The following is a 23,735-nucleotide window of genomic DNA, read 5'->3' on the forward strand; positions in this document are numbered from 1 at the left end:
CCGCATTGGGGTAGGGGGTGAAGACCCGGAGCTTGGCTCCGGGCGTAAACAAGCAAGCCCTGTTTAGGGGTTCTTAACGTAGGCACCTTTGCGTAGGTAGAACCACCAGTTGATGACCAGGCAGATGGCGTAGAAGACCGCAAAGCCGTACATGGCAAGTTCCGGTGTGCCGGCCTGGATTTGCTCGCCCATTACCCGCGGGGCGATGAAGGCGCCATAGGCAGCGACGGCTGAGGTCCAGCCAAGTACCGGGCCTTTCTGCTGCTGGTCGAAAATAACCCCGATGCTGCGGAAGGTAGAGCCGTTGCCGATACCACTGGCGGCGAATAACACAATGAATAGCAGCAGGAATAGCCAGAAGAATTGATTAGGGTCGGTGGCGTTATAGGCCTGCATCATCACGTAGCCGGTGGCGATAGAGGCGACCACCATGATTGCAGAGATTATTTGGGTGACGATGGAGCCACCCACTTTGTCGGAGATCCATCCGCCCAGCGGACGGATCAGGGCGCCCACGAAGGGGCCTATCCAGGCCCAGGTTAGAGCGCTGGGCGCCTCTGGGTTGGCCACGCGAATCAGCGTGCCATCGGCAGTGGCTTCCATCATGTTGCCGAAGATGACGTTGATGGAGAGCGGCAGGGCTGCAGAGAAGCCGATAAAAGAACCGAAGGTCAGAATGTAGAGGATGGTCATTGACCAAGTGTGCTTATTGGAAAATATTGCGAACTGCTTCTGGATATTGGGCTTGATGTCGCCAGGAATCAGGCGCAAGAACAACAGAGTCAGAACAATGGTTAGCGGTAGGGCAACCCACATATTAAGCCAGCTGAGAGCCAGCATGCCGACGATGGCAGTTACCATGCCGACGCCGTAGAGGCCCAATATTTTGCTGAAAGCCGCCAGCGGCGAACCAGGGTTGGGCGTAATAGTGCGAAGATTGTTCATACCGAACCAACCGGCGAACGCTAATGGAACCAGGAATACAAGCCAGATAAAGCCAGCATTCTGGATCCAGGTATCGGTACCTGCTTCGATCCTGCCGATCAACGTACCGCTAGCGCTTTGCAATTCCATCGGCGAACCGGCTATAGCGCCGAAAATGCCGACGGTCATTACCAGCGGGATGACAATTTGCATGGTCGTGACGCCGAAATTACCAAGGCCTGCATTCATTCCCAGGGCGTAACCTTGCTGCTTGCTGGGATAAAAAGTGGAAATGTTGCTCATTGAACAAGCGAAGTTACCCCCTCCGATACCGGAAAGTAGCGCCAAAGCCTGGAATACCCAGAACGGCGTGCCTGGGTTCATCAAGGCGATACCAGTGCCGGCTGCGGGGATCATCAATAGCGCGGTGGTCAGGAAGATGCTGTTCCTCCCGCCAGCGATGCGGATCATGAACGATGCTGGGATGCGCAGGGTGGCACCTGCTAGACCGGCAAGCGCCGTCAGTGAAAATAGCTGGTTAACCGTGAACGAAAAACCCAGGTTCTGCATCTGGGTGGTAATCATTCCCCACATCATCCAGACAGCGAATCCCATCAGCAGACTGGGAATGGATATCCATAGATTGCGGTTGGCAATGTGCTTGCCTTCCTGTTCCCAGAATTGGGCGTCTTCGACATTCCATTTCTCAATGTCGGCATTTCTCTTGCTCATGGCGATTTCCCCTTGGCATCAAACCTATCTGCATCTAGCAGTTAGAAAGCAAGATACGCTGGAGGAAGAAATTGGGGAATAGGTGGAAATAGCATGAAAAACAGCGACATACCTCTTGAGAGGTAGTCGCTGAAAAGCCTGGATTCATTGATTTTTAACAGAAAAAATCGAGAGGAGGTAAAGGCGGATCAGAGCAAAAGTATTCTGGGAGTCTTTAGAGGTAACCACACAGAATCGATTAGTGATCGATACCTTCCTGGACTGCCCAGACGGCAGCTTCGACACGTGAGCGTAAGTTGAGCTTTTTGAGCAGATGCTTGACGTGAACCTTGACCGTGCCTTCGGTAATATCCAGCTTGCGTGCGATAAGCTTGTTGGAGAGTCCGCCAGCAAGCTGTTGCAGAATTTCGCGTTCACGCTGCGTTAGGCTATGAATATCCGGGGTGGTGGGGGCATTGCGCTGATTACGCAGGGCTTCAGCGAGTAGGGCGGTCAGGCTTTCGCTGATGACCATGCGCCCCAAAGCAGCCTGACGCAGTTGGCGAACCATGTCTTCAGGCTCCATATCCTTTAACAGGTAACCGTCAGCACCGTTGCGCAGTGCGGCGACAACATCATCCTCATGGTCGGAAACAGTGAACATCACCACACGGCCGCTATAGTTGGCTTCCCGTAGGCGGCGCAAGGCTTCTAAGCCATTGACGCCCGGCATGTTTAAATCAAGTAAAACCAGGTCAGGCTCAAGTTTGAGGGCCAGTGCAATACCTTCTTCCGGGTTGCCCGTCTCGCCAACCAATTCAAGGTCGTCTTCTAATTCAAGCAGCTGTATCACGCCACGCCGTAGTAGCGGGTGGTCGTCAATAATCATCAGACTGGCGGGTGTATCGTTGGCAGTGGTCAGCGTCATTAAGAAGTCCCTGTACCTAAGTGAGAGTCGGAGGCAGCCGTAACAGGTTGCTGCTGAATTAAGCGAGCGGTCAACGGAGTGAAGAGTATCTCAATACCAGTACCTCCTGCGGGACGATTGGCGATGCTCAGCTCCCCGTTCAGGGTAGTGGCACGGTCGCGAATGATCACCAAACCGTAGTGCATAGGTGGCGAGCTATCGTCTTCCAGGCCTATGCCGTCATCCTCAATACGCACTAGCAGGCGAGCATCGGCGAAACGCACAGTGACCCCAGCCCAGTGGGCTTTGGCATGCTTGTGGGTATTGGCCAACGCCTCGCGAATGATCTGCAGCACGTGAATTTCTTCATTGGGGTTAAGTAGGTAAGGCGGCACATCGTAGTCAAGCTCGACCGTTACCCCCATGCGCTGGCTAAACTCATCGACGGTCTGGCGTAAGGCAAATTGCAGCCCTGGCCCCTCTAGTTTGAGTCGGAAGGTGGTGAGTAGCTCACGCAGTTGACGATAGGCGCTGTTTAAGCCGGTACGCAGCTCGTCGAATACCGCAGACTGTACTTCTCGGGTAGCTTCTTTCTGCTGCATGCGTTCGAGTCGGGCGACCTGCATCTTGAGATAAGAGAGCGATTGCGCTAGAGAGTCGTGAAGTTCCCGCGCAATGATGGTTCGCTCGTTGATCAGCGTAACGTGTTGCTGCTCCTCGATACGCCGCTGCAGATACACCGCCGTGGCGAGCTGGTCGGCTAACATGGTGAGCAGCCGACGGGTGCTATCGTTGAGCCGCTCCTGGGGATACCACACCTCCAGGGTGCCTAGCAGCGTATCGCCTACGCTAATAGGCAGTAGCAAGCACTGTGACTGGTTATTGGCCACCATCTCCAAGGGGCGAGGATCGATCAGGCAGGCGTGGCAATCCTGGTCACGGCAATACTCTGGTCGGGTACGCGAGTGGGTTTCTAAAACCGGCATTTCCCGTTGGTCGAAAGGGTCGTTTAGGGAAAGCCGTATTGGCCCGATATCCAGCAGCTTTTCCAGTTCGCGTAACATGGGCGCTGCGCTAGAACAGAGGTCGTTACCGCCTCCATACAGCGAGCGGCTGGCATCGTGCATTACCTGCAGCGCCTGATTGCTGCGCTCAAGCTCCTGCTTCTTGCGCGACACCTTGTCTTCCAATGCGGCGTAGCTTGTTGCCAGTTCGGCAGACATCTTGTTAAAGGTATGGCCCAACAAAGCCAACTCGTCGCTGCCGCGGAGTTCGGAGCGTGGCTTGAAGTTACGCTGTGCCGCCTCGCGGGCCAGAACCATCAGTTGACGCAAAGGAACTACCAGATTGAAGCGAACATCGTAGAGGGCGATCGAGACCACTATAGCGATCAGTACCAGAAAGAGCACTTGCATCATCCCCAGCAGCCGCACCTTGGCCTCAGTGCTCTCTTCCAAATAGGTCACCAGCACTTCAATGTCATTGACCATCGCCACGATCATCATTTCTAGCGTATCGAGGTCAAGCGCAGTGGCTGGGGACGGTGCCTCTAGTGCCGGACGAAGCGTGTGCTGCCAGTAGATCTGAAGTTTTTCCAGTTGACGGCGGCGCTCGTGACGATCATCGATGGGGATCGTTTGTTGAAGCGTTCTGCCATACAAACGTTGATCGAAGCTCGAAATCAGTCCTTCGAGCTGTTCTGCGCTTGTCTCCTCTGGAGCATACTCCAGGCGTTGCAATGCTCCCATGATTTGATAGGCATTCATGCGTAGTGAGCCAGCGACATTAATCGCGGCAGCATCGCCACGGCTGCTGTTAGACATTGCCATGGTCAGGGTGATGCTGATGAGTGCCATCCCGCTAATGGCAAGTAAGGACGCAATGATGCGAGCAACCAGGGAGCGCTGAAGTAATTTCATGGCATTTCCGATAGCGCGGAAGAGGTAAGGGAGTGTGGCACTGTCTGCATTTCGATACGAGGGCTATTCCTTTGGGGTTAGCCGGTCTACCTCCGATGCCTTTTGACCTACGCCCAGTATTTACAGACAATTCTTACATGTCTTCCGATGTCTTTATACCCTCGCTGGGAAACGCCATGCCATCATCTGTGCCGCCTCCCACGTTGGAGACATCAAAACAGCCAGTAAATGGTTATCAGTTGCTGGTAGCCATGCTGCTGATGCCGCTGGCAAGCGCTTTAGCGGTGGCTGGCTGGACACTTTATGCCCTGCTCGCAAAACAACCCCTCTATGTGCTGGTACCGTTGAGTAGCGGTGTGCTGTTGGCTTGGCCGGCTTGGTATATCGCCAGGCGGGGAGACACCTGCCGCTTGATGCAATGGCTATTACTGGGGCTAGCGTTGGCGCTGGGCGGGTTTGGGATGGCTAGCCGACCGTGGGAGTTTTTGTTAGTGGGGGCTGGGCTTGGACTGGGAGGTGCGGTGATTACGACGGGCATCGTCCACGCTAAAGGCTGGATGCCTGGTCGTTGGGTGAGTCTTTGTGTCGCCCTTTTTCTGGCTTTAGCGGCGGGGGTAGGGTTTTCCTTGCGGATGGCACCTCTGGTAGTCCAAGCCTATGGTTGGCGCGCGGCGCCACTTAGCCTGTTGATCCCTCTGTTTATGGTAATGCTGCTGCTGTGGCTTTTCGTAGAGTCACCCGAGTAACGCCGCCTATGAGTCTCACCTGTTCATTCTTACCTACTCTCTCACCTTCTGATTCTAAACCACTAGCGATAAGGCCTATTTTATGACCACAGTTTTGATGACCATAGCCACGTTTGCCGATTTACTGCAGGAAGCGCGTAAACAACCTAAGCCTCAGCGCCTGCTGTTTGTGTTCGTTCGCGCAGAGCTGCCCGACTTCCCTGATGCTGACCAGCGTCGTCGCTTCGAACAGGGTGAAGGGGGTGTGTTGGTGCCTGTGGTATGCGTAGATAAGTCGACGGAGGAATTGACCAGCATGGCGGCGTTGGTCGAGGAGTCTCGCCGTACCGAGATCGAATGGGATCTAGTTTTCACAGCTGCCATGGACGACCCAAAAGATGACGCTGAGGTTGAACGGCAGCTCCAGCGTATGATGGAGTCGCTGCAAATGGGTAATATCACCGCCTATCTTGCCTTCGACCATCACGGCAATGCGGTTAACGTCGGCTAGGGACGGTTACCATGGAGCACTATTTCCTCATCAAGCACCTGCACATGACGGCCGCTGCGCTGAGCATCACGCTCTTCGTAGTGCGCGCCTGGTGGTCGGTGCAGGAAAGCCCGCGGCTCAACGCCCGTTGGGTCAAGGTATTGCCTCATCTTATTGATACGGCTCTGTTGGGGCTGGGGGTGACTTTGATGGTATTGCTTTCCGTATGGCCCTGGCAGCTTCCTTGGCTTGGCGCCAAGCTACTGGCGCTGCTGGCCTATATCGGTATTGGCACCATTGCGATTAAGCGCGGTGCAACGCCAAGGGCACGTGCTGTTGCTGCGTTAGTGGCGGTTGCCATATTCGCCTACATGGTGGGGGCTGCCATACATCACAGCCCGCTTTCCTGGCTAGCCTGAATTGCGGCTACTTTCTGCCTCACTCCTCACTTTTATTGCGCCATTGAGTGGGCGGCATGGCCGCTCCCTCCGTGGCGCCCGAGCCGGGCGAGCAATTCCAGGTCGATATCGTCATAGGTGATTATCTCGCCACCATGAACTGCTGCGAACTGCGCGGCACGCTCATGGCTGGAGAACGGTGCAAGGGTGTGGCCCATGCTGCCGCGCCGATCATGGCCGACCACATACCAAGCGTCTGCTGCAGGGATAAAGGCATCGTCTTTAGGTGCTTCCCAGGGTGTTACGCCGACATCATGTACATAGGCATGGCGCAGCTGGGTCTGATTTTCGGGCTGCTGGAGGAAAACGAACATCTCCAGCGTAGAGCAGAACTTACGCGCGTCACTGTGGCTTTGCATAAATGCCTGACCTTTGGGGCCTTCGAATTCGGTGATAAACATACCGCATACATGGCAGATGTCATCGCCGCTAATAGGCTGAGGCGGCATCCTTTCGGCGCTGTCAGTGGCATTGTTGCAACCGGCCATGAGCAAAATAATAAGGGCCAGAATGGGCAGCAGGGCGGGCATGGTCAATCCTCGTTAATAAAATGATGTTAAGAGATGATGTTAAGCGGTATGACGGTGGAAGCGACGGGCGGCCAATAGCAGGGGCACCACGACCCAAACCAGCATTGCCAAGGGCGGCCAGGCAGAGTGGAGCGCGCCTTGCTGCGCGATAGCCGCGATACCGCTTTCTAGCTGTGTGGTGTCGAACCCCGACAGATTGATCAAGCGAAAACTGTCGGTGGGATTGAGCAGCATCAGGTAGGGGAGCCAGTCGCCCCCCTGCTTGACGCCAACCAGTAGGGCCAGCAGTACTAGATCGAATACCAGCACGAACAGAAACCACACTCCCAGTGCCAACCCGGCGGCCCGTGCCTTTTCGGTGACCGTTACGCTGATCAGGTAGGCAAAGGCCAAAAACACCCAGCCCAAGAGCACACTGCTGGCGATCAATCGTGCTAGGCCGACGGTTAGTTGGATAAGCGGTACGCCTTCAGCGCCCAACGCAATAACCATACCCGCGATACCAAAACCGAGTAGCGTGGCGACAGCCAGAATCATCCCATGGCCGAAGAACTTACCAAACAGCAACGCCGAACGACTTATAGGGTAGGTGAGTAGCAGTAGTAGCGTGCCGGCCTCCTGCTCACCGACAACGGCGTCGTAGGCTAGCATCAGCGCGATTAAGGGGATCAGAAAAACGGCCAGAGTTGATAAACTGACCAGGGTGGTGGCCAGTGAAGTAAAACCAAGACCGCCGCTCGCAGCGGCACCAAAGTAGGCAATACCCATTGCCAGAACGGCAAGGATCACGGTGATCGCCAGTACCCAGCGATTACGCAGGCCATCCTGGAACTCTTTGGCGGCGACGATGAACATGGCCTTCATGCGCTGGCTCCTAGCGTCAGTGAGGCGGGGCGAGTAGAAAAATGCGTGTAGAGATGCTCAAGGGTGGGTGGTGATAACTCGATGTCGTCGATATTCGGCATGGTGGTTAATTGACGTAGTACCTGCATTTTATTTTCCGCGGGCACGTTGACCTCCACACAGCGCTCATTGATTGGGATAGGCTCAAGGGACATGGCTTTCCAGAGCTGAGACTGCATGGCCAGCAATGTGCCGTGGATACGAAACGTCAGCGGTAGCTGTGCTTCTTCGCGCAGTTGTTCAAGGCTGCCCAGGGCCAGGCGTCGCCCTTTGCCCAGGATCAAGGCGCGGTCGATATAGGGTTCGATGCCCGGCAGTACATGGGAAGAGAGCAGCACGGTACAGCCGTTGTCGCGTAGGGCTTTTACGGCCTGATAAAAATCGCGGGTGGCCGCGGGGTCAAGGCCGGTGGTGGGTTCATCCAGCAACAATAGCCGGGGAGACCCTAGTAAAGCCTGGGCCAGGCCAAGGCGCTGGCGCATGCCCTTGGAGTAAGTTTTAACGCGACGGTCGGCGGCTTCGACCAGGCCCACACGCTCAAGCAGAACCGTTACCTGATGGCGGTCAGCGCGCTTTAAACGAGCGAAATAGGTGAGCACTTCACGCCCGGTGAGCTGTTCGTAGAAGGTGACGTTTTCAGGTAGATAGCCCAACTGACGCCGTAGGCGTTCGGCATGTGGCCCGTCAGGAGCGCCACCGAGGACGTCAACGTGGCCCGAGCTGGGCGCAATTAAGCCCAGTATGAGTTTCATGATGGTCGTCTTGCCCGCGCCATTATGTCCCAGCAGGGCGAGCATCTCGCCTTCTTTGATGGTGAGATCCATTTCAGCTAGTCGCACCAGCGCCCCGTGACGCTTGGTAACTCGCTGTAGTTCTATTACTGGGTTCATGGAGCATTTCCTTCTCGGCCGGGCTCGCTCATCAAGGGCGCGCTGTCTCTGACCCCCGGGGGACGAAACACCGGGAACTGACGTTGCACCCAGCGCAGTGCCAACACCGCAGGGCTTTGCATCAACAGGCGCGCGGAGGGGTGGCGCCAGAGAAGATGATCCATGGCGTCATTGGGCTCATGAGCGGTGTCGCCGACACCGTTATCGTCAAGATCCCAACCCAGGTAGTCGCTCCAGTAATTGCCCGACCAATCCTGCTCACGGGTGGCGACATACATGACTTGCTGCTTATTAGCGATGAAGGCGTTGCCCGCCATTTGGTTATCCTCTGAACCGGCGGTGAGATGGATGCCAATGTCGCTGGCTGCGAAACGATTATTCTCGATACGATTGAACTGCGAGTTGTAAACGAACAGTGCCTTGCCGTCGCCGCCCGCTAGACGCCCCTCGCCATCTGCCCCCAGGGGCTGGGTGACGCCTTCGACACGGTTGCCGCTCAATAGGGAGTCGGTGATGTTGTTCATCAAAATGCCGTAGTTGTCGTCTGCTTCCGAACGGTTATCAACGACTTCCAGGCGTTTGGATTGCATCAGGGCGTAGCCGGTTCGGGTTCGTTGGGTCAGGTTGCCTTCAAGACGATTGTCGAAGGAGTACATGTAGTGCACGCCATAGCGCAGGTCATGCAGGGTGTTGTCGCGCAGCACGTTGTGGCGGCTGCTGTCGAGATAGATGCCGTCGCGAGTCTGCGCAACATCGTTGGATTCAATAATTGAGTCACTAACGTTATAGAGGTGAATGCCGTTGCCGCGATCCTGAGAGCGCAGTCGGGTATCGCCACGAATGGTATTGCCTATCACACTGACGTTATTGACAGCATCGAGCCAGATGCCGAAGCCAGGCCCGCTTAGCTGGTTATTGCGGATGCTGCTGCCGTGAGCGGCGGGCTCGACAAAAATAGCGGCCTCCAGTGCTGTCAGGTTATCTCCCCAGTCTTCAATGCGGACACCTTCAAATATAATGTCGGGAGCTGCCAGCACCACCGCATGGCCGTGGCCTCCTGCATCGAGGATGGCTTGCAACTCGCCCCTAATATGCAGCGTGCGGTCAATAACCACACGCCCGGGGTAGCGTCCTGCAGGCAGCAGCAATTGATCGCCGTCGGTCGCCTGTTCGATCAACGGCTGTAACGGCTCACCAGGCGTGGCGAGCCAGTCGGCGGCATAAACCCCGCTAGGCAGCCAAAAAAGCCATAGCAGCGCCAGTAGGCAACCTAAATAGCCAGGGTGTCGTTTCATGGTGTTCTCCCGCAGCGGGCCGAAGGAATCGGCCCGCGTGTTGTCGTCAGGCGGGTTCGACTAGCATGCGACCAGTCATTTCCATATGCATCGCGTGGCAGAACCAGTTGCAGTAGTACCAGTGCACCCCGGCTTTGTCGGCGGTGAAGGTGACACTAGCGGTCTGCTGGGGGCTGATCTCCATCTGCACACCGTGGTTGACCATGCAGAAGCCGTGGGTCAGATCCTCGACCTGGTCAAGGTTGGTGATGACCACGGTCACCTCATCGCCCTGTTTGACCTTGAATTCGGTCAGGCCAAATTGCGGTGCGATGGAAGTCATGTACACGCGTACTTTATTGCCCTCGCGGATTACCTTGCTTTCGCCTTCTAGGTTGACGCCGTCTGCCTCGGCCATGGCCACGGTCTCGGCGAAGAAGGGGTCGTCTCGTGTCCATACTCGGCTTGGGTTGATCTGGTCGGCGCGTACCAGAATACAGTCGTGGGGCTCGGCATAAGTGGGGCCGTCATGCACCAGTTTCATTTCTTCCCCGGAGATGTCGATCAACTGATCGTTCTCGGGATGCAGAGGGCCTACCGGCAGGAAACGGTCTTTGGAAAACTTCGACAGCACTACCAGCCACTTGCCGTCGGCATCGCGGGATTCGGTGAGACTGGCGTGGTTATGCCCAGGCTGGTAGTGGACATCGAGCTTCTGACGCAGGTAGTTGACGTCTTCGCCATTGTAGTGGCGAATGGCATCCTCAATATTCCACTTGGCTACCTGGCTATCGATGAACAGCGTGGTATAGGCGTTGCCCCGGCCATCGTAGGTGGTGTGAAGCGGGCCCAAGCCCAGTTCAGGTTCACCCACGATGGTATCGCGCGGTTCGATACTGTCGTCGAACAGCTCAGGCAACTTGTCGATGGCGATGATTGAGCAAGTTGGGGATAGCTTGCCGTTGGCGATGAAATATTTGCCATCCGGTGAGGTATTCACACCGTGGGGGTTCTTGGGGATAGGTATGTAACGTGTCAGTTGCGAGCCCTTGCGCCCATCCAGTACCGGCACGCTTGATTCACCCAGTGTCTTGTAGTTCCCGGCCGCCACGGCGGCTTCAATCGCTTCAACGTCGAATACCACGACCCAGTCGCGCTCGTTGCGCATGGTCTCGGTCAGGGTCATGCCTTTTTCCGAGTTGTAGCAGGTAGAGGCGACGAAACGACCGGTGTAGTCGGCATCGGTGTTATCGAGGTTGCCATCGACGATCACCTGCCAGGCCACGTCCATGCTTTCGGCATCGAGAGCGTTGAACATAGTGAAGTAGTTGTCGGGGTTCTCCAGGTCGCGGCCGTCATTGATCTGGGGGATCGGCAGTTCGGCATTGGCGAAGACGTACTTGGTGTAAGGCACCTTCTGCAGGCGCAAACCGTGAATCGCCTGGACGTTGGGGATGGTGGTGACCTTGTCCGTCTTCATGATATCGAGACGAATGCGCGCAACGCGGGTGTTAGCCTTGTCGTTGATAAATAGGTACTTGCCGTCGTAGCTGCCGTCGGTCATGGAAATATGGGGGTGGTGGCAGTCACCGTTGAGAAAATGGCTCGACTCGCCGAGTATCCGCTTCGACTCGTTGCTGATCCCCCAGCCAGAGGCGCTATCCACGTTGAACACTGGAATCCGCATCAGTTCGCGCATTGAAGGTACACCGAGCACCCGAACCTCGCCCGAGTGGCCGCCGCTCCAGAAACCGTAGTAATCGTCGAGCTCGCCCGGTGCAACTTCAACACCGTTGCCGCCAGCCGCCTGTACCTGTCGGCTATTGAGCAGTGCGCCTGCGCCGAAACCACCGGCCAGGCCCGCTCCGGCAACGCCGGTGACGGCGGTATTGCGCAAGAAATGGCGACGGCCGATATCCTGAATATGGTCTTTTTTATCGCTCATGCTTGATTCCCCTGAGATCAGTCTTGCTGGTGAAGAGGGATGCGTTGCCATGCGGCCTGTTTGCCGCTGGCGTCGGTATCCCGTTGGGTCTCAACGCTATTACCGCGCGATGACATATTGGCCGCCTTTTCATAGCGCTTGCGGCGCTTGACCATGGGCGGGCAACGCTGGTCGTCGTGGTAGGTCACTTGGCAGTCGAGACAGTAGTGGCACTCATTGGCATTGATGCGGCCGTCCGGGTGTATAGCGGCCACTTCGCATTCATTGGCACAGATTTGGCACGGGGTACCGCAGCTACCGCGGTGGCGCTTGAGCCAATCGAACAGGCGTAAACGCGAAGGAATAGCCAACCCGGCACCCAACGGACATAGATAGCGGCAGTAGAATTTGTGGTTGAAGGCAGAAATCGCCACCAGTCCCAGAGCATAAATAACGAAGGCCCAGTCACGTTGGAAACGCAGGGTGATTGCGGTCTTGAACGGCTCCACTTCGGCGTAGCGTTCCGCGGTGCCGAGCGAATGTAGCGAGACTGCGAACAAGGCCAGCAGAATGATGTATTTAATCGCCCAAAGGCGCTCATGGAGCCCGAAGGGCACCTCTATCTGCTTAACGTTTAGTTTGCGAGCGACCTGGTTGACCAGGTCTTGTAAAGCGCCGAATGGGCATAGCCAGCCGCAGAAAACTCCGCGGCCCCACAGCAGCAGGCTCACCGCCACGAACGACCAGAGAATAAATAGCATTGGGTCGATCAAAAATGAGGACCAGCTAAAACCGCTTATCAGCGAGTTGGTAAAGGTAAGGATATTGACGACTGATAGCTGGGCCAGCGAGTACCAGCCGATAAATACTAAGGTGTATATCTTGAAACCCAGACGCAGTGGGTTCAGTACACGCGGGTGGCGCGCCAGCATATCCTGGAACAGCATGATGCCAGTGAGCACCAATAATCCGGCGGATAGCACAGCGATCTGGAAAGCCTTGTCGCGCCATACTTGTACCCAGATAGGCTCTTCCTCCGGTGGCTCAGGCCGCTCTATATAGGCCTCGGGAACACTGTAATCAGCGCTAAAGCGGCTGAACTCGGTATCCAAGGGGCCAGAGGCGCGGCGAACCAGTAATTCCAGTTGCCAGGGTTGTCCGGGGTCGAAGCCCGCCTCTTCGAGGACGATGAAGATGTCTCGCTCGGCCAGTGAGGGCGCGCCTTCGAGGGCCAGATCACCCAGGCGGATGTGATCGCGATCATGAAAGCTGACCCGAGTGCTGCCCTGTGAAAGCTCGATGCGATCGAAGATGCCGCCGCGCACATACCCTGAGCCCTTGAATGAGTAGTCACCACGCCCCATGACGGCAATAGCGTGCTCGCCATCCTTCAGCTCGACCATTAGTTGGTCATAGCCAGTATCGCCGAGCAGGTTGCGGCCAGCGGTTGGTGGGTTGAGGTAGGTGTAAAACAGCTCGATAAAGGTTTTATCGGCGGGCTGTGGCGAGCGCAGGTAATCTTCGGCGGGCGTACCTACAAAGCTCGCATCGACCTCGCCATGGGTCAGTTGCAAACGGCGAATGGTGCCGTCGCCGGTCAGTTCATCCCAGTTGGCAGGGGCGAAAACGTCTTCTCGAACGCGTGCCGGTGGTGTCTGGGAGGGGTCGGCAATGAGCTGCTGTTCAGCGGCCACTTGCCTGGCGCTGCGCATGATGGTGTCGCTGACGACGATGACGGTCACCGTCGCGCCAGAGATCGCGTCAAGATTGTCGCCGACCCTGAGCCTGTCATTGACGTGGGCCGATTCATGCTCATCGGCGAAGCTATTTAGCTTCGATTCGGGAATGCCCACCAGCATGATCGGCTCTGAATGACTGAGGACGTCGGCCTGTACAATTTGCCCATCCAGACCGATCCCCACCAGTACATTGACCGGTTTGCCCGAGTAGGCGGGGATCGGAGCGACATCCACACTCTCAAAAGCGTAGCCGAGCAACTCATCGTCGCTGGCGAGTACACGGCTTACCGGCCACTGTGAATCCGCGGCTTCAAGACGCTCTGCCGTGGGAAACCCCTCGCGTACCTGCTCCAGTTCGATAGCTTGGGCGGGCAGTGTTATCGCTAGGAGTAACAGTAAGCTAATCCAGATGCCGGTTAGACGGCGCGGGCAAGCCACAGGGGACATCGTGGTTTCCTTTCGGGTCAAGAGCGTTATAGAACCGGTTCTAGCAAGTGGTCGACGGCAGCTTTCACTTCGTCATCGCTCAAGCCCAATTGGCCTCCTTTCGGCGGCATTGCCTGAAAACCGTTAATCGCGTGGTCGTACAGGGTGTCCATGTCTTTTTCTAAGCGTGGCTCCCAGTGTTCGGCATTGCCGCGAATGGGAGCACCTGCGGCGCCCGTCATGTGGCAAGCCATGCAGGCTTGGTTATAGGTGGCTTCGCCATCTGCATGAGCGGTAACCGAAATAGAAGCAACAACGCCTAGCAACAGTATGGACGCGAGGGTTTTCATTGAAGTATTCCTTATGCATCTTTTGAGTTGAAAGTACCAATTCGGCAACGTGGCAAGGTGGTTTATAGAGGTATACGAGTTGCTGGGTACTGATTTCTCAGTACGAGAAAAGGTATGAAGTTCACTTTAAAGAAATAAGGGGGACTAATGTTGATCTGGATCATTTTTAGTCTCGCGTACCCCTACAGAGCATTAGCTTATTACCCCTTAGTGGGTAGGCGATGACGTCAGTCGTTATTGTGATTTAAACTCGAAATTCAGACGCTTGGCTATGCACCACGGCGCTAGGGGTGTGGCGATGTAGAAATGTTTTTTACAGCGTGGATTATTTCAACATGTTCAAGTACTGGCGCAGCACTTCGGCATTGTTACGGCGCTCTTCCTTAGAGGCAAATACCAGAGTAACTCGCTCTTTCCTGGCACGTTGTGCAAGATCACGAAGAGACTCGCGATAAGAGGTTAACTCTTTGAGATAGCGACGGCGGAAGCCACTCCAGCCGAGAGAGCCATTATGAAACGCTTTACGAAGTTCGCTGCTTGGGGCGACCTCCTTGCGCCATTCATCGATTTTGGCTTCCTCCTTGGACACCCCGCGCGGCCAGATACCGTCGACGAGGACACGATAACCATCTTTGCTTTGAGGTGAGTCATAGGCTCGCTTTAATTCAATATCCATCGCTATCTCGCAAGTAAATGAGTTTCCTTTTAAGCCTAGCTAGTGAGTCGGTTCCACTCTACTTGAATCCTAGTAAGCCCAGACAATAGCCATCAGTAAACCCCATGCCAGCACCCCGGCGGCCATAACGGTGTAAGTAGCAGACATCGTTGTTACGTCATTCGCTGAGCGTTTACACAGAGCCTGCAGCCCGTGGTAGACCAAACTGCAAGAGATGCCCAGTGCCACCAGTACTACCAGCGCATTGAACAACAGGCTGGGGATCAGCAAAGCGATCGCTGCGGACCAAAGTGGCAAAGGTGCTAGGGCTGCCAACAGATAAGCGTCGTGGTAGCTAATTGAGAGATCACGATCGCTATTGACCACCGCGTGAATTAGCCAGCCCATTACAAAGAAGGTGAGCAGCTCGGCCAGGAATAGAATGGTCGTGATGAAGCGCCACTGCCGATCGGCGAAGCCTGGAGCGAAGATATCTCCGTAGTGTGTACCGGCATAATAGAGCATCACGGGAGGTAACAACGACATTGGCAGCACGATGCACCAGGCCAGAGTGGCGATTGAAGTATGGCGTTGCTGGAGGTCTTTCCATCCCGCTAAATGGGTAAAGGGCAGTTGAATAATGGTTAGAGGGTTCATTGTCTAGCCTCGCAGTCAGTTGTGATCGTTGTGAGCTCAAAATATCATGTCGTGATATTATATTCAGAATTAAGGCTAGTTTGTATTTTGTCAAGTGTGAAGCTTGATTCCCTCTGTTTTAAGAGTGTGCAACCCATATCAGCATCAGTGGTACATGCCCGTGTGAAATCTGAGAAGTCATAGCATCAGCCTACCTCTAGAACGGCTATGTCCTGGTGAAAATCGCACAGAGTGGTTAGGTACTATTAAGAACCCCAGCCGCGTTCTGGCTCGAATTAATTCGTAATCTTAAATTTACCAAGGGTATCGCTCTTGCCAAAAATTGACCTGTGGCAATGTTGCTAGAGGGATTCTTCTGCTAATCTTAAAAATGTAAATAATATACATCTTAATAAACGTATGCCTTTTGGCTTCCCAGCCGAAGGTCGGATCTGACTAGCAAGGGAGTATGGCTTATGGCTGATGGTCTCACTAAATCAGCGGCCCGCAATATTTTCTACGGTGGTTCGCTGTTCTTCTTCCTGCTCTTTGCCGCGCTAACGGCTCATAGTCATTGGTACATGGTCAATGTCTCCACGGACAGCGAAGGTCTCACGGATTCTGTTAAGCATGGCAAAGAAGTGTGGGAAAAAAACATGTGTATCAACTGCCATAGCATTATGGGAGAGGGTGCTTATTTCGCTCCTGAACTGGGTAACGTCTGGGAACGCTATGGAGGTCATGAAAATCCTGAGGCTGCCAGATCGGGTATTAATGCCTGGATCCGCGCCCAGCCATTGGGGATCGAGGGTCGTCGTCAAATGCCAGCGTATGACTTTAGCGAAGAGGATATGAACTCGCTAATCGACTTCCTCGAATGGACCGATGGCATCGACGATCAGGACTGGCCCCCACATCCCGCTGGCTAAAGCTACCAGCCGAAGGATGAATCAAGGAGAACCGTACAATGAAATATGAAACCCAGAAGGTTGCTTTACCCTTTTTTATGGTGGCCATGGCGCTATTTACGCTACAAATAGTCTTCGGACTACTGGCCGCCATCGTCTATGCTTGGCCCAACTTTATGGCCGAAGTGATGCCCTTTCATATCATGCGTGTCAGCCATACCAATCTGTTGATTGTGTGGCTGCTGATCGGTTTTATGGGCTGCACCTACTATCTGATGCCAGAGGAAGCCGAGCGGGAAATTCATAGTCCCAATCTGGCGTATATCCAGCTGGCGATCTTTGCTTTTGCTGGCGTCGCTGCTCTGGTCGGCTACCAGTTCGGTATCCATGAAGGGCGCGAGTTTCTTGAGCAACCGTTCTGGGTGAAAATACTCATCACCATTTCTTTTCTAATGTTTCTTTTCAATACCAGCATGACGCTGCTCAAGGGCCGCAAGACCGCTATCAATCTGGTGTTAATGCTGGGGCTTTGGCTAGCGGCAGTGTTTTGGTTATTCGCTTTCTACAATCCGACCAATCTAGCGGTAGATAAACTCTACTGGTGGTGGGTGGTGCATCTGTGGGTGGAAGGCGTATGGGAATTGATCATGGCTTCCTTGCTGGGTTACCTGCTGATCAAAATGACCGGCGTGGATCGCGAAGTGATCGAAAAATGGCTCTATATCATTGTTGGGTTGGCACTGTTCTCCGGCCTGCTGGGCACCGGGCACCACTACTACTGGATTGGTGCACCTGGCTACTGGCAGCCCATCGGCAGTATCTTCTCGACGCTTGAAGTGGCGCCTTTCTTCGCCATGGTGGTATTCGCCTTTACCATGTTCTGGAAGGGCAGTCGTAACCACCCTAATAAAGCGGCCATGCTATGGGCCCTAGGCTGCCCAACCATTGCCTTTTTCGGCGCTGGTGTGTGGGGCTTTATGCATACCCTCTCGTTCGTGAATTACTACAGCCATGGTACTCAGGTAACCGCCGCTCATGGCCATCTAGCTTTCTATGGTGCCTATGTGATGCTGATTCTTGGCGTGATTACCTACGCCATGCCGCAGATCCGCCGTGTGCAGCCTTATAACCAAGTGCTGAACATGTGGGGCTTCTGGATCGTCACCAGTGCCATGTGCTTTATGACCTTTACCCTGACCTTCGCCGGGGTCGTGCAGACTCACTTGCAGCGCGTCTTGGGTATGAATTACATGGAAGTACAGGATCAATTAGGCCTGTTCTATCTTATGCGTCTGGGCGCTGGCGTGGCCGTGGCCGTGGGGTCGATCATGTTGCTTTACTCTTTCTTCGGCCCCGCTCGAGAGCAGGTGCCAGCCGGCGGCACACAAATTACAGCTGGGGCAGGCTCGGCCTGAACTTAACGGCCCTGCGGGGCCGTTTTTACTTTCTTTATTTATTTTCCGGCAATGGAGTCTTCCCATGCCTCTTTCTTCTGTCGCTAATCCTATCGATGAGCGTGAAATACCTTTCTACGAGAATGTCGGCAACGAATGCGCTATGTTTGAGCACGCCTTTCGCCAACGTTTGCCGCTGTTACTTAAAGGCCCCACCGGGTGTGGTAAAACACGTTTTGTTAGCCATATGGCCGCTAAGCTGGGCCGCCCACTATTCACTGTTTCATGTCACGACGACCTGACTTCAGCCGACCTTACAGGCCGCTATCTGTTGCAGGGCGGCGAGACCCGCTGGGTCGATGGCCCGCTTACTCGCGCAGTGCGCGAAGGGGGTATCTGCTATCTCGATGAGGTGGTAGAAGCGCGTAAAGATGTCACCGTGGTGCTTCACCCGCTCACCGATGACCGCCGACTACTGCCGTTGGAACGTACCGGGGAACTGCTCGAAGCGCCGGATGACTTCATGCTGGTAGTGTCTTACAACCCTGGTTATCAGCATATTCTCAAATCGCTTAAACCGAGTACCCGCCAGCGCTTCCTGGCCATGTCATTTGATTTTCCACCACCCAAAGTTGAGCGCGATATTGTCGCGCGGGAGAGTGGTTTGCCCGGAGAGCAGTGCGCCGCGCTGGTCAATCTTGCCGCCAGCCTGCGGGCCATGAAGGGGCAGGATTTAGAAGAGGGTGTTTCTACTCGCCTGTTAGTTTACTGCGCTACCCTGATTGCTGCCGGGGTGCCCATTTTGGAAGCTGCCCGGGCTACTTTAGTGGAGCCGCTGAGTGATGACGCAGATGTTCAGGAAGGGCTGATGGAAGCCATTCACGCAACCTTTGGGTGAGGGCAGGGCATGCTTGATTTTCTTGAAGTCGAAGAGTTTGTAGGCCGCCATTGGCACCGATGGGCTTCCAGTGCGGCAAGCTACCCAGACCATCCCGAAGCCGCAGTGCGCCTTGAAACGCTGCGGCCCATGCTCGGCGTCTTTTTCCGCGCCGGAGGCGGCGAGGCGGGTATCGATGTTGCTGCTATTGCGGGGCGTAGTTCGTCGCATCGCTTATCCTTACGTCAAAGGCTTGGGCTTGATGAGGAGGTGCTCGATCAAGCACGCCGTGACGAAGAAAGACTGTTGTTACCGCCACGCATTGCCCTGTTCGCCGAGGCTTCCCTGAACCGGGATCTCTACCTTTGGCTGGTAGCGTACCTGGCGGTGACCCGGCATGTGCACGTCGTCGAAGATCCGCTACAGCAAGACCTTCTCCAGCTGCGTGAAGTAAACCGGGCGACTCGGGCAGTGTTGGCCCACTTCCCTGGGCTCGCTCAGCGTCACGCCAGGTTATGTCAGGCATTGCTGGCCATTCGCCCTCAGCGCAAGCGCTTGCCGCCGATGGAAGCAGCGCTTGAATCCGTTCTCTGTGCCCAGCTGGGAGAAACGCCGCCCGAGGCTGGCTGGGCCGAAGTGATGCATATCGCCATCCTCGACGAGACCCTGTCTTTGGACAATTTTCATGCGCCGCATGGATACCGGCCGCCACTGCCGGTGCCGCTATGGGGGCAAGCCGTTGCCCTGGGTACTCATAAACAAGCACGAACCGAGCAGGAAGATGATGAGGCGCCGGTTCCAGGGAAGAATTCGCCACAAGATGATCACGGTAAACGTAAGGCTGACCGGCGCGAGCAGGATCAGGCCGACCGCGATGACTCTTTAATGCTCAATGCATCCGAAAAGATGCTTTCCTGGGCCGAAATGGTCAATCTCAATCGCCATGTAGAGGATGAAGACGACGATGAGGCAAAACAGGCGGCCGATCAGATTGACGAAATTGTGCTCAGTGCTAACCGTAAGAAGGCAGCTTCCAAGTTAAAGCTTGATCTTGATCTGGCGCCCGGTGAGGTGAGTGGGGGAAGGCTGCGGGGGCGCCATACCTATCCGGAATGGAACCATCGTAAGCAAATCTATATGCCTGACCACTGTGTGGTACTCAGCGATGTGCAGAGCGAGGAGGGGGAGAACTGGCAGCCGGATGAAACGACAAAACGGCGCATTCGCCGAGTCCGACGCGAGTTTGAAGCACTTAGGCCGCGTCGTGAGACGCTACGTGGCCAGCTGGATGGCAGCGAGCTGGATATGGACGCCGTCATTCGCTCCCGCTGTGATCTGGCGGCGACCGGCGAAGCCAGCGACCGTCTCTATCAAGCTAGCCGTACCCAGGCGAGGGATTTGGCGGTTTCGATCCTGGTCGATGTATCCCTTTCCACTGAGGCCTGGCTGGAAGACCGGCGAGTGCTGGATGTGGCTAAAGAAGCGCTGCTGGTATTGGGGCACGGCCTTGCGGGGTGCGGCGATGACTATGCCATTCACAGCTTTACCTCCCACCGTCGTCACCGTGTTTGGGTCAATACGCTGAAAAGTTTCGATGAGCCAATGGGCGAGCGGGTGTCACGGCGGATCGCAGCGCTCAAACCAGGCCACTACACGCGTATGGGGCCCGCTATTCGGCACCTTTCCCAAGCGCTTGCCAAACGGCCCAATCGGCACCGGTTGCTGCTACTTCTGACCGACGGTAAGCCTAACGATACCGACTATTATGAAGGGCGCTATGGTATAGAGGATACGCACAAAGCGGTACTTGAAGCGCGACGGGAAGAAGTGCGCGTGTTCGGGGTAACGATTGACCGGGAGGCGGGGCGCTATATTCCTCATCTGTTTGGGCGAGGGGGTTATGCCATTGTCCAGCGTCCGGAGCATCTCGCCTTGGCGCTGCCGAGTATCTACCGCCAGATTGTTGCTTCCTAAGGAGGTTATCTATGGTGCGCTTGCGCTTTGTAGCGGCGATTAGTCTGTGGTCTTTGGTCGCTTTAGGGATAGTCGTGCCGCTGGTATGGCTTATCAATAACCGAGATTGGGGCGTGGCGCTGATGTTGCTGGTTCCCTTTATCGTTTATGGTTTGATGCGGTTGGGTCGGTCGCTGGAAGCCTGGGCAAACGCCGCGCAGCGGCCTTGAGGTACTGATTCCGCACTGCGCTAAATCCAATCCTGTGAGGCTACCCCACTAAATGAAAGCGACCGGCCAGGTAGCCCGCGGCAATCAGCGTTAACGTTAATAGTGTCAGGGCAATGAAAACTCCCTTCCAGGCTGGGGTCGCGGCGCGCAAGTTTAAATAGACCATGAGCACACAGTGGGCTTTGAAACCGGTCGCCATCATTATCATGGCGGCTGACCATAGGGGAAGCGCCTGCCAGTCGGTGGTCTGATCTAGCCGAGCGGAAACCATGGAAACCAGGGTCAGCGCCATTAATACGCCCCAAGTAATCAGTAAACGTCGCGTACCGGGCAGTGCCCTCATTGTTTCCTCACAAAATTATCTCAGCAGATAAATCAGTGGATAAAGCAGGATCCAAATCAAGTCCACCATATGCCAGAAGGCTGCCGCCGTTTCTACGTTCTCGGTGGAGGTGCGCCAGCTCACTAAGCCTAGTAGCGCTAAGCCGAACACAACGTGAGCAAAATGGAAGGCGGTTAAACCATAGTAAAAACCAAAAAAAGCGTTCGTTTCTGGCGTTATTCCAGCGGCAAACTTACTTGTATACTCAAAAACCTTAATGAGGCAGAACAGTAGGCCCAACAGTATAGCGGCGCCTAACCACTGTCGGCTGCGCTGTATGCGCTGAGCGCTTATGGCCTCAACGGCAAAGGCTACAAAAAGCCCACTGGTCAAGAGCACCAGGGTATTGAGGCCGCCCAGCACCGGGTCAAGCTGATGTTGGGATTCATTGAATAGTGCAGGGTCAAGGGCGCGTTGACCGGCATAGAGCGCAAAGAAGGCGGTGAAAACCAGCATTTCGCTCAGTATCAATACCCACATCAGTGGATTGCCAGGTAGCGCTGAAAGCGGCCCCCAGCCGGGATTGGGCAGGTCGTGCCTCATTAATACTCCACTCGGTAAGCGTTGTGCCGAGGTATCAGGGCTCATTAGTTTTCGTCAATATATTAAGTGCATTTTAAATACATGTTAATTTTGGTGCAATATTTCTTTTATTTGACACGCGTCACTACCCAGCGCCACGGCAACGCTTAGCATCAGTGGCCTAGTGTTTGCCGATGATGCCTTTACTTCGGAGTGACTGTTATGTCATTGCTGTCTTTACCTTTTTCCATGCCCTCTTTTTCAATTTCCCCTCCTATAACGCCTAGCCATTTGATACGTCTCCTTGATCCACGGGTACCGTTTACAATTAAGCAACGTATAGTCGAGCCTTTACTCAACCGTACTTTTGCTATGCCGCTTGCTGAGGGGGAATTCGATGCTTTGGAAGGTCGGCGCATTAGTCTCACCATCGCCGATTTAGGTGTGACGCTAAGTCTGACGCTTGAATCCCAGCGCTTGATATTATGTCGCGAGAAAGGCGAGGCAACCATTCGGGGAGGTTGGCGGGAATTCTTGTGCCTTGCCACGCGCCGCGAGGATCCCGACAGCCTGTTTTTCCAGCGTCGCTTAATCATTGAAGGGGATACAGAGCTGGGGTTGACGCTCAAGAATCTACTTGACGGTTGCGAGGAAGGCCTTGCACAAGGGCGTGTGGGGGAACTGTTGTTGGGGCTGGAGCGTTTGGTACGTAAAGAGTGACCCAGGCTTCTGAAATGTTCACAAGCGGCCTTGGGATATCCCGAGGCCGCCCATTATTAAGCTGCGTCGAGGGGGCGCGAGGGGCCAAAGTGCTCAAAGTGTCGGCGATCCTCGTCGACACCCAGTTCGGACAAAGCGCTGTTAATCGCTGTCATGAATCCTTGGGGGCCGACGAAATAGCAGCGCGCCTTAAGATCAGGCAGGTAGTGAGCTAATAAGCTGTGGTCGATACGACCAATATGTTCGGCTTCGTTGCCGCGCTCATGAATACGGACAGCCTTAAGACGTTGAGGGTACTCGCTCTTAAGCGCTTCTAATTCGCCTTTAAAAGCCTGGTGGTCGGCATCCAGGGCAGCGTGTAGATAGGTGACTTGCCGCCCAAGGGACAAGGCATGTCTTGCCATGGGAAGCAGGGGCGTTTGCCCTACGCCGCCGCTGGCAAGCAGCAGAGGCTCGTCACCTTCAATCAGCGTGAGGTCACCTGCTGGCGGTAACAGTTCCAAGGTGTCGCCAGGTTGTAAGACATCGTGGAAGTGGCGGCTGACTTGGCCCTGTTCTTCGCGTTTGATCGAGATTCGATAGCTTTGACCATTTGGCGTGTCTGAGAGGCTGTAATGCCGATAAACCAGCTCGCCATTAATGGTTAGACGTACACCGATATACTGACCTGGCTCATGCTCAGCCACACGACCTCCATCCTCGGGCTCAAGGATAAAAGAGCGAATTAAAGCACTTTCCTGCTGGGTACTGGCAATCTTGAAACGGCGTGTGCCGCGCCATCCCCCCGGGCGTTGCTCAAACTCACGATAGCGCTGGTCTTCGAGGTCAATTAACAGGGCGGCAAGCTCGTTATATAGAGCGCCCCATGCGTCGGCGATTTCCGGGGTGACAGCTTCACCCAGCACTTCGTCAATCGCTGCCAGCAGGCATTCACCGACAATAGGGTACTGCTCGGGAAGAATGCCTAGCGAGACGTGTTTACTGACCACAACATCCAGAGTAGCACGCGCCTGAGCTGGATTACTGCGTAGTTGCACATAGGCCAACACGGCGTTGGCCAGGGCACGGGGCTGACCACCGCTTTGCTGATGAACCTCATTAAAGAGCGGCTTAACCTCTGGGTAACGGGTAAACATCAGCGGATAGAAGCGCTGCGTAATCGCATTCAGGTGTTCGGCCACGACGGGAGCGGTCGCGTTGATCAGCTTTTCTTGCTCATGTGTTAGCACGGATAATACCTCAAGCGTTAAGATTCATTACAAATGCATCTTAACGCCAAAAGCGATAA

Annotated in this window: 24 protein-coding genes; 9 read left to right on the top strand and 15 right to left on the bottom strand. The window is 55.0% G+C overall.

What is annotated here, in order from left to right; all coding sequences use genetic code 11:
* Positions 1-63 precede the first annotated feature (63 nt).
* The 3 genes from E0L35_RS17645 to E0L35_RS17655 all read right to left on the bottom strand — a co-directional run bounded on the left by E0L35_RS17645 (position 64) and on the right by E0L35_RS17655 (position 4,461).
* Positions 64-1,656: an antiporter gene (locus tag E0L35_RS17645; RefSeq protein WP_138801003.1), complete on the bottom strand. Its 1,593-nt coding sequence runs from the start codon at positions 1,654-1,656 to the stop codon at positions 64-66.
* A 238-nt stretch (positions 1,657-1,894) separates the two neighbouring features.
* The gene (gene narL / locus E0L35_RS17650) at positions 1,895-2,563 is read right to left on the bottom strand and encodes a two-component system response regulator NarL (protein WP_022523562.1); all 669 of its coding nucleotides are present in this window, start codon (positions 2,561-2,563) and stop codon (positions 1,895-1,897) included.
* On the bottom strand, positions 2,563-4,461 hold the full coding sequence (locus E0L35_RS17655; RefSeq protein WP_138801004.1) for a type IV pili methyl-accepting chemotaxis transducer N-terminal domain-containing protein: 1,899 nt from the start codon (positions 4,459-4,461) through the stop codon (positions 2,563-2,565). Before E0L35_RS17655 ends, narL begins: the two co-directional genes overlap by 1 nt.
* Positions 4,462-4,637: 176 nt before the next feature.
* Between E0L35_RS17655 and E0L35_RS17660 the strand changes: the two genes are divergently transcribed.
* From E0L35_RS17660 to E0L35_RS17670, 3 genes are all read left to right on the top strand, one after another.
* Positions 4,638-5,207 (top strand): hypothetical protein, encoded by a 570-nt coding sequence (locus tag E0L35_RS17660; RefSeq protein WP_249362156.1) that lies wholly within the window; start codon positions 4,638-4,640, stop codon positions 5,205-5,207.
* An 82-nt stretch (positions 5,208-5,289) separates the two neighbouring features.
* A complete protein-coding gene (locus tag E0L35_RS17665; protein ID WP_244317870.1) occupies positions 5,290-5,697 on the top strand; it encodes a ribonucleotide reductase subunit alpha in 408 nt (135 codons plus the stop codon).
* 11 nt (positions 5,698-5,708) lie between these two features.
* Positions 5,709-6,095, top strand: coding sequence for a SirB2 family protein (locus E0L35_RS17670; RefSeq protein ID WP_138801006.1), 387 nt, complete (start codon positions 5,709-5,711; stop codon positions 6,093-6,095).
* Between the two features lie 32 nt (positions 6,096-6,127).
* On the opposite strand, the gene E0L35_RS17675 is transcribed toward E0L35_RS17670, so the two are convergent.
* The 9 genes from E0L35_RS17675 to E0L35_RS17715 form a co-directional block, all read right to left on the bottom strand.
* Positions 6,128-6,664 (bottom strand): nitrous oxide reductase accessory protein NosL, encoded by a 537-nt coding sequence (locus E0L35_RS17675; protein WP_244317871.1) that lies wholly within the window; start codon positions 6,662-6,664, stop codon positions 6,128-6,130.
* A 39-nt stretch (positions 6,665-6,703) separates the two neighbouring features.
* The gene (locus E0L35_RS17680) at positions 6,704-7,528 is read right to left on the bottom strand and encodes an ABC transporter permease subunit (protein ID WP_138801008.1); all 825 of its coding nucleotides are present in this window, start codon (positions 7,526-7,528) and stop codon (positions 6,704-6,706) included.
* Entirely contained in the window at positions 7,525-8,457 is a 933-nt protein-coding gene (locus E0L35_RS17685) for an ABC transporter ATP-binding protein (protein ID WP_022523555.1), read from the bottom strand. The genes E0L35_RS17680 and E0L35_RS17685 overlap by 4 nt, the downstream gene beginning before the upstream one ends.
* Positions 8,454-9,752, bottom strand: coding sequence for a nitrous oxide reductase family maturation protein NosD (locus E0L35_RS17690; protein WP_022523554.1), 1,299 nt, complete (start codon positions 9,750-9,752; stop codon positions 8,454-8,456). Before E0L35_RS17690 ends, E0L35_RS17685 begins: the two co-directional genes overlap by 4 nt.
* A 46-nt stretch (positions 9,753-9,798) precedes the next feature.
* Positions 9,799-11,676: a TAT-dependent nitrous-oxide reductase gene (gene nosZ, locus E0L35_RS17695; RefSeq protein ID WP_138801009.1), complete on the bottom strand. Its 1,878-nt coding sequence runs from the start codon at positions 11,674-11,676 to the stop codon at positions 9,799-9,801.
* Between the two features lie 17 nt (positions 11,677-11,693).
* A complete protein-coding gene (locus E0L35_RS17700) occupies positions 11,694-13,841 on the bottom strand; it encodes a NosR/NirI family protein (RefSeq protein ID WP_138801010.1) in 2,148 nt (715 codons plus the stop codon).
* A gap of 26 nt (positions 13,842-13,867) precedes the next feature.
* Positions 13,868-14,170: a c-type cytochrome gene (locus E0L35_RS17705; protein ID WP_022523551.1), complete on the bottom strand. Its 303-nt coding sequence runs from the start codon at positions 14,168-14,170 to the stop codon at positions 13,868-13,870.
* Positions 14,171-14,495: 325 nt separating this feature from the next.
* Entirely contained in the window at positions 14,496-14,846 is a 351-nt protein-coding gene (locus E0L35_RS17710; RefSeq protein WP_138801011.1) for a DUF488 family protein, read from the bottom strand.
* Positions 14,847-14,915: 69 nt separating this feature from the next.
* Positions 14,916-15,482 (bottom strand): YIP1 family protein, encoded by a 567-nt coding sequence (locus tag E0L35_RS17715; protein WP_138801012.1) that lies wholly within the window; start codon positions 15,480-15,482, stop codon positions 14,916-14,918.
* A gap of 455 nt (positions 15,483-15,937) precedes the next feature.
* On the opposite strand from E0L35_RS17715, the gene E0L35_RS17720 reads away from it, so the two are divergent.
* The 5 genes from E0L35_RS17720 to E0L35_RS17740 all read left to right on the top strand — a co-directional run bounded on the left by E0L35_RS17720 (position 15,938) and on the right by E0L35_RS17740 (position 20,823).
* The gene (locus E0L35_RS17720) at positions 15,938-16,390 is read left to right on the top strand and encodes a cytochrome c (protein ID WP_088701534.1); all 453 of its coding nucleotides are present in this window, start codon (positions 15,938-15,940) and stop codon (positions 16,388-16,390) included.
* Between the two features lie 38 nt (positions 16,391-16,428).
* Positions 16,429-17,784 (top strand): cbb3-type cytochrome c oxidase subunit I, encoded by a 1,356-nt coding sequence (locus E0L35_RS17725; RefSeq protein WP_138801013.1) that lies wholly within the window; start codon positions 16,429-16,431, stop codon positions 17,782-17,784.
* A gap of 64 nt (positions 17,785-17,848) precedes the next feature.
* Positions 17,849-18,661 (top strand): CbbQ/NirQ/NorQ/GpvN family protein, encoded by an 813-nt coding sequence (locus E0L35_RS17730; protein WP_138801014.1) that lies wholly within the window; start codon positions 17,849-17,851, stop codon positions 18,659-18,661.
* Positions 18,662-18,670: 9 nt separating this feature from the next.
* A complete protein-coding gene (locus E0L35_RS17735) occupies positions 18,671-20,614 on the top strand; it encodes a VWA domain-containing protein (protein WP_138801015.1) in 1,944 nt (647 codons plus the stop codon).
* An 11-nt stretch (positions 20,615-20,625) separates the two neighbouring features.
* Positions 20,626-20,823: a hypothetical protein gene (locus tag E0L35_RS17740; protein WP_022523544.1), complete on the top strand. Its 198-nt coding sequence runs from the start codon at positions 20,626-20,628 to the stop codon at positions 20,821-20,823.
* A gap of 40 nt (positions 20,824-20,863) precedes the next feature.
* Here the strand turns inward: E0L35_RS17740 and E0L35_RS17745 are convergent, their stop codons facing one another.
* Both E0L35_RS17745 and E0L35_RS17750 read right to left on the bottom strand, forming a co-directional pair.
* On the bottom strand, positions 20,864-21,166 hold the full coding sequence (locus tag E0L35_RS17745; RefSeq protein ID WP_022523543.1) for a cytochrome C oxidase subunit IV family protein: 303 nt from the start codon (positions 21,164-21,166) through the stop codon (positions 20,864-20,866).
* A gap of 15 nt (positions 21,167-21,181) precedes the next feature.
* Positions 21,182-21,793 (bottom strand): cytochrome c oxidase subunit 3 family protein, encoded by a 612-nt coding sequence (locus E0L35_RS17750; RefSeq protein ID WP_238326099.1) that lies wholly within the window; start codon positions 21,791-21,793, stop codon positions 21,182-21,184.
* A 306-nt stretch (positions 21,794-22,099) separates the two neighbouring features.
* On the opposite strand from E0L35_RS17750, the gene E0L35_RS17755 reads away from it, so the two are divergent.
* A complete protein-coding gene (locus E0L35_RS17755; RefSeq protein ID WP_223827950.1) occupies positions 22,100-22,447 on the top strand; it encodes an SCP2 sterol-binding domain-containing protein in 348 nt (115 codons plus the stop codon).
* A gap of 56 nt (positions 22,448-22,503) precedes the next feature.
* On the opposite strand, the gene hmpA is transcribed toward E0L35_RS17755, so the two are convergent.
* The gene (gene hmpA, locus E0L35_RS17760) at positions 22,504-23,676 is read right to left on the bottom strand and encodes an NO-inducible flavohemoprotein (RefSeq protein ID WP_009286645.1); all 1,173 of its coding nucleotides are present in this window, start codon (positions 23,674-23,676) and stop codon (positions 22,504-22,506) included.
* Positions 23,677-23,735 lie beyond the last annotated feature (59 nt).

Origin of the sequence: Halomonas sp. ATBC28, assembly GCF_005937175.1 — a bacterium.
Lineage (GTDB): Bacteria > Pseudomonadota > Gammaproteobacteria > Pseudomonadales > Halomonadaceae > Vreelandella > Vreelandella titanicae.